The organism is Candidatus Magnetominusculus dajiuhuensis (assembly GCF_046044395.1).
Taxonomy (GTDB): domain Bacteria; phylum Nitrospirota; class Thermodesulfovibrionia; order Thermodesulfovibrionales; family Magnetobacteriaceae; genus Magnetominusculus; species Magnetominusculus dajiuhuensis.
In genome coordinates this window covers 21,311-27,767 of sequence record NZ_JBJUSG010000036.1, presented here as the reverse complement: position 1 = coordinate 27,767, position 6,457 = coordinate 21,311, and the positions used below count along the sequence as shown (strand labels likewise).

Sequence of the window (6,457 nt, the reverse complement as noted above, 5' to 3'; positions counted from 1 at the left end):
TTGTCCGGAATCTGTCCTTATGCCTCAGAATATGCACAATCATTATGAAACTCCCCCTAAAGGGAAGATTCCGGACAAGCCGGAATGACGGAAAGGGACGAAGCCGGAATGATTGCACAGGTATCTTCTGCTTTGTTTTTCTAATGCGATTGCCCTGCCGTGGGTATCGGCTACACTCAGGGTCGGTTGAGGGAGTATGTGCCCCTCAAGGGGCAACGCCCCCCCCCTTTTTCCCTTACGCGCGTTGATACTTTATTCACCAACACTCAGCAATGAAACACGTGTTTTTACTAAATAGCATCCTTTTCAACTTTAAACGCATTATAGAGAATATCCCCGGCCATCATATATGCACCGAGTGCTGTTGCATCCAGCATATCCATATCTGTCCAACCCAATTGTCTTAACTGCTCTATGTCGCCTTTTTCGACGGCATGACCGTCAAAGACCGACTTCATGACGAAAAGAAGCATCGCTTTTTCCTTTTCACCGAGGGGTGCCATCTCTGGATTTTTCTTTGTGGCCTGAATGGATTCGGCGCTAAATCCCATATCGTGCAACAGTCTGGTGTTTATATCAACACAGTAGGCGCAAAATGTTTTCATTGATACGAGCACTCGTACCATTGCAATGAGGGATTGACTGAGCGTTGGGTGATTCATATAATAGCTGATAGTCTGGAATTGGCGATCGAGCGTCTTAGGGCTGGAGCTCAACAATTTCATACTATTAGGAACGAATCCTAACGCCTGCTCCAATGCTGCATAAATTCCGGCGACCGTACCTACAGCCTCGTTGGTTTCAACTGTCCTGATTATTGGCATAGGCTCTGTCCTCCTGTTTGACTTATTGATTGATTAGGAAGGGCTGGCCGGATGTGAAACGCCAGCCCCTTACACGGTGCGACGCTCCAACAATACTAACTCCTCTCGCCCCCGATTCTACTACAATGGACATACAATAGAGGCGATGATTTATTGTATCACAGTTAAAGGAATCTGTCAAGGGTTATTTTGTTGCAGGCCCTTAAGATGGAGAACAAATTTGCCGTGGGGTTGTGCCTGCACACCCCGGCCTGTGGCCGGAGTGTGCAGGGTACTCAGTTGCTATTAGCCTTGCTTGAGACTATTGAGAGTCTGAAGCATTTCGTTGATGGTCTGTATGCCCTTGGAGTTCGCCTCAAATGCCCTCTGGTATGAAATCATATTTACGAATTCAGTGCTGAGGTCAACGTTGCTGGCCTCAAGGGAACCGGAAACTACTCGTCCGAGTCCGTCTGACTTCGCTATATTGATAATCGCGGTGCCTGATTTCTTTGACGCCGCGTATAAGTTACCGCTCAGTTGAGTAAGATCATTAGGGTCATTAAAGCGCGCGAGCACTATTTGGCCAAGCGTACTTAGTTGTCCGTTTGAAAGCGTGGCGGTAATTGTTCCATCATCGGAGATATTAACACTTTTTACAGAGCCTGCCGCGTAACCGTTTTGTGCCGAGTTTAACATTTGATTGCCTTCGGCAAGCTGAGTGCTGCCGTTAAGCCCATTGCCACCTTCGTCTGTCGAAGTTCCATAATCAAACACAATACCTTGAGGATTGTCGACTGAGGTGCCGAAGCTAAAGTATGTAGTCGGGTCAACATTTGGCGATGCCGTGGAGCCATCGCTTACCAGCCTGCCACTTGTATCAAACGAGAGGGTCTGCGCGTTGCCTGTTGCCAATGTGAGTGAGGGACTTGATGAGGTTGATGTGTTGACGGTGGCTGGATAGGCATAGTGAACCTGCCACGTATTGTCGGCGGTTTTTGTGAAATATGCCGTAACCTGGTGAGAGCCTCCCTGAGAATCATAAACCGTTGTCGTCTGGGCGTAGTTATAATTTGTAGGGTCATTGTTCACACCGTCGCCGTTACCGTCCAGTGTAAACGCGGCGGAGATAACCGAGGCCTGTGAATTTAGATTGACCCCTGTTGTTACGCTGCTCGTTTCTTTTGCCGTGGCTATATTGCTGGAAATCTTAATATCTGTCATAACACCATTATCAGTGGAAGAGGTTGTAGCATTAACATCGGTACCCATATATCCCTGAACCCTCATTCCCGAGGACGTTACAAGATAACCGCTCTTGTCTACACTGAACGTCCCAGCCCTCGTGTAATCAGTTACCCCGGATGACGAGTCTTTAACTACAAAGTATCCCGTACCATCTATCGCCATATCATACGTATTGCCGGTAGTTATCAGAGAACCCTGTGTCATAAACGTACTTACGCTCGTTACCTGAGAGCCGCTTCCAACCTGCCCATCTGAGGTACCGACATATTGGCTAAGCACATCGCCAAAGTTTGTCCTGCTGGTTTTATAACCTGTCGTGTTCATATTGGATATGTTATTACTAACCACATCCAGACCTGTACTGGTGCTACTCATTCCGCTTACCGCGCTCCACAGTGAAGATATCATTTTATTAACCCTCCTTTATTATCCATTTTATGTAGTCGTATTAGTTGTGCTGGCGCTGGTGCCACTGCCGCTTGTGCTGGTGCCGCTGGTGCTGGTGCCGGTAGCAGAATTTATTTCTTTTACGTTAATCATCTGTACGCTGCTTCCGTTACTGAGCGTAAGATAAGTAACGCCGCTGCTGAACTTTACACCTGTTACGGTTCCGGAAGTGCCGTCATTCATGACAACATTCTTGCCTATAAGACCTGCTGACGTGAGATTGTTTAACGAGTTTGAATACGCGCTGAGGTTCTGCATGTTCGTGTTCATAGTGGTCAGGTCCTGTACCTCAGTAAATTGAGCGAGCTGGCTCGTGAAATTGTTAGTGTCCATCGGGCTTGTCGGGTTCTGATATTTTAGTTGTGTCATGAAAAGTGACAGGAAATCCGTCATGTTGTTGCCAAAAGTGGAAGCGCTGCCGGTACCGGAAGTTGTAGTGCCGGATGACGATGACGTGCTGCCCGTGGTTGATGTTGAACCCGTAGTCGTTGTTGAACCAGTTGATGTTGAACCCGTAGTTGACGATGAACCCGATGTCGAGGCGGCCTTCGCGCTTTTGAACGCGGAATAATAATCCATTGTACTTGTTGTACTAGCTACACCGACTGATGACACTCCCATAATATCCTCCTTGTTTACGTTATCTTTTTATGCAAATATACTTATGCCGTCATTTATCTTATATCCGGTCTTTACATACCCTGTTATGGCAACCGGCTGTATCTGCCTCTGTTCTTTCTGGCTCTTATTGGCGCTGTTTTCGTTTTTTCCTTCTTTAAAATTCCCGCCTCTATCTTTAAGAGAAACAGTAAATCCTCCTACTGTAAGACCTTCTTTTGTGAGCGCGCCGACTATATCGTGCAGGTTTTTCTCTATAACACCCTTTGCTGACGAGTCAGATGCGCTTATGTTTGCGGTTAAAACACCTTTTTCGACATTTACGTGGAGGTCAAGCTTTCCCATGCCGTCCGGCTCAAGTTTCACCTCTATGGAGGTGTCGCCTTTCCTCATAATCGTAAACTTGCTGCCGTTTAGTTCAATGGTCTTTGATGCGCCGACCGCAAGCTTCTCACCCGTATCACCCGTATTAGCGGTCTCGGTATGGGCAGCCTTCCCCACTACTTCGTGAAATGGCTGCTGAGTCTTGTCAGCCGAAACGGTGGTAGTACTGGTGCCGTCATCATGTTTGGAGTCGCCGCCACTTTTCAATGAGATATCCTTAATGGCATCAGAGGTGTCCTTTGAGGGCTGGTCGTGCTTAGATAACTGCGCGCCGTTTGAATCTGCAAGATTCACTTCCGACAGATTGTTGTCCGGGACATTGCCGTTTGAAGGCACATCCTTGATGGTGCCGGAGCTGTCCTTTGAGGATACATCGCGCTTAGAGTGCCGGGCGGAGTTTAAATCCGCAATCTCTGTTTCCCGCGGATTGTTGTCCGGAGTTTTTACGTTTAATGCCCTCATTGCAGTGGTTAGCATCTCAGGGGTTATAGCCCTACCCGTCTGCGTCTCAGGTATCTTCGTCTGCGGGGTAGCCGTATTTTCTGAGCCGGACTGAGGGGTAAGTTTAGCAAATGCCTGCTCAATAGTATCTGGAGTAAGATTTGCTGTATCAGTTTTTGTATCCGGGGTTGTTTCGGGTTTTACGTTTGACGTCTGCCCCGCCACAGGCAGAGAAAGAATTGCGTCTTTCGCCGCTCTGATATCCACTCCCACAGGCTGAGGCTTGCTATTATCTGTATCAGTTTTTGTATCCGGGTCTTTTGCCGGTTTTGCGTCTGACGTCGGCTGCGCCCCCAACAAAGACAAGACTGTGGTGTTGGCCGTGTTGACGTCGGCACCCACAGGCCGCGGCTTACTACTATCTGTATCAGTTTTTGTATTCGGGTCTTTTGCCGCTTTTGTATCCGGGGTTGTTTCGGGTTTTGTATTTGACGTCGGCTGCGCCCCCAACAAAGACAAGACTGTGGTGTTGGCCGTGTTGACATCGGTGCCCACAGGCTGAGGCTTGCTACTATCTGTATCAGTTTTTGTATCCGGGTCTTTTGCCGCTTTTGTATCCGGGGTTGTTTCGGGTTTTGTATTTGACGTCGGCTGCGCCCCCAACAGAGACAAGATTGTGGTGTTGGCCGTGTTGACGTCGGTGCCCACAGGCTGCGGCTTGCTACTATCTGTATCAGTTTTTGTATCCGGGTTTTTTGCCGGTTTTGCATCCGGGGTCGTCCCGGGTTTTGCGTTTGACGTCTGCCCCGCCCCCAACAGAGATAAGATTGTGGTGTTGGCGGTGTTGACGTCGGTGACCACAGGCTGCGGCTTGCTACTATCTGTATCAGTTTTTGTATCCGGGTCTTTTGCCGGTTTTGCATCCGGGGTCGTCCCGGGTTTTGCGTTTGATGTCTGTTGTTCCCCCAACAGAGACAATATTGCGGTGTTGGCGGTGTTGGAGGTGTTGACAGCAACGGGTTGCACTCCAATGCCGGTAATACCGGTAGGTTGAAGGGCTGCCACAGCGGTTGGAGCTGCCAATGCGGCGGCCACGCTGTTGTTTTTACTAACCTTGCCGCCTTTCATTAACTTATCAAGGATAGCGTTAAATTGCTCTCCGTTTTTATCTGTGGCGGTGTCATCTGAACGCTGACTGGTTGAATCCTTTGCCTCCTGAGTAGTATTGGACGTCTGGCTTGCTGAATCAGTTGAATAGTTCGTCCGCTGTTGGCCGTTATCCGGGCGGTTCGCTGAGGAATCCCCATTGGAGCGGGTTGCGGAGGGATCACGTCTGCTATGGGCAGTTGAGCTGGATGCGGAGGTGTCGTTTCTCGCGTCGTCGGCCCCTGGCCTCGGAGCGCTTGCCTCTCTGGCCTCGTGTCTTGGCGTCGGTTTTGCCATGCTGCCTGTGCTGCTTCCGTTTATCTGTAATATCTCACTCATGGAAGTAGTAAAAGCAAAATACGTGCCAGATAAACTAAGGCATGTACATTGAGGTTTTACGCTACGGCAAAGAGACTACGGGGAAACTACAGGGAAAAATTTTCACTTAACAGGTAAATTTTTCAGTAGCTTTGACATACGTTCGGTCAACGCGGCGGCCTTTCTCTGTCCCATTGCGGCAAGGACTGGTCCTGCCTTACGGCTTTTCATCTTACTGAGTATTGTGGCGGCCAGCTCTTCGTCAGACGATTCGAGGTCTTTTGCGGCATTCTCCGCGGGCATTGACTCATAAGTCTTGACTAAGTTAGCCATTCTTTGGGTGTTGGCTTCTTTCAGTTTTGCCATCACCGCGTCAAGCTGTTTTAAGATTTTTTCATATTCCGCGATTTTAGCGTCTATGTCCACTTTTAACGCGTTGAGTCTCTCCTCTTCCTTTCGTACGGCCTCTTCCCTCTTTGATAGTTCTATGTTTTTACTCCTGGCAGATTCAACAGGAGCGGCAGATGGAGCGGGCGAGGCAGCGGGGTCAGCGGCATAAACGGCGCTGCCACATATACAGGCCCAAAACACCAGTGCCAGTAGTGTTATACTATTCCCTTGGAAGACGCGAAAGGTATGCGAAGTCCATCTGGCGTTGTTCAATTGTAGTCTTCCTTTTATTGTCTTCATATACTACCTTATCCTTGAGTATTCCAACCGTTTTTAATTCCTTGTACGTCTCTACGAGTATAAGCTGTTTCTCGCTGAGCTCCTCATCCTTCTGTTTTATTACAAGTACTTGTTCGTCTATTTTTCTATATAACATATCAATATAATCATAGTAAATCGTAAGTTCGTACGTATTTGCAATATTGCCGATTTTTTTCCGCTCCAGGCCGACTGTCGTATCTGTGAGAAGTCTCTCCAGCACTGCAAGTGCCTCCTGTTCTGTCCTCAGCGCCTTCCACGCCTTATGAACCTCTATTTCGGCCTCATCTTTTTTAAATTCCCTGACCTGTTCTATTCGTTTAAGGGTATCGAGTTTTGACATC

6 protein-coding genes are annotated in these 6,457 nt (G+C 48.4%); all 6 read right to left on the bottom strand.

Features of this window, described 5'->3' with window-relative positions:
• Positions 1-290 precede the first annotated feature (290 nt).
• On the bottom strand, positions 291-824 hold the full coding sequence (locus AB7D94_RS06915) for a carboxymuconolactone decarboxylase family protein (protein ID WP_420265012.1): 534 nt from the start codon (positions 822-824) through the stop codon (positions 291-293).
• 285 nt (positions 825-1,109) lie between these two features.
• Positions 1,110-2,459 (bottom strand): flagellar hook protein FlgE, encoded by a 1,350-nt coding sequence (locus tag AB7D94_RS06910; protein ID WP_420265011.1) that lies wholly within the window; start codon positions 2,457-2,459, stop codon positions 1,110-1,112.
• 27 nt (positions 2,460-2,486) lie between these two features.
• On the bottom strand, positions 2,487-3,119 hold the full coding sequence (locus AB7D94_RS06905; RefSeq protein ID WP_420265010.1) for a flagellar hook capping FlgD N-terminal domain-containing protein: 633 nt from the start codon (positions 3,117-3,119) through the stop codon (positions 2,487-2,489).
• Positions 3,120-3,146: 27 nt separating this feature from the next.
• Entirely contained in the window at positions 3,147-5,384 is a 2,238-nt protein-coding gene (locus AB7D94_RS06900) for a flagellar hook-length control protein FliK (protein WP_420265009.1), read from the bottom strand.
• A 144-nt stretch (positions 5,385-5,528) separates the two neighbouring features.
• Positions 5,529-6,095 (bottom strand): MotE family protein, encoded by a 567-nt coding sequence (locus AB7D94_RS06895; protein WP_420265008.1) that lies wholly within the window; start codon positions 6,093-6,095, stop codon positions 5,529-5,531.
• Complete coding sequence (gene fliJ / locus AB7D94_RS06890) at positions 6,016-6,456, bottom strand: flagellar export protein FliJ (RefSeq protein WP_420265007.1); 441 nt, start codon at positions 6,454-6,456, stop codon at positions 6,016-6,018. The genes AB7D94_RS06895 and fliJ overlap by 80 nt, the downstream gene beginning before the upstream one ends.
• Position 6,457 lies beyond the last annotated feature (1 nt).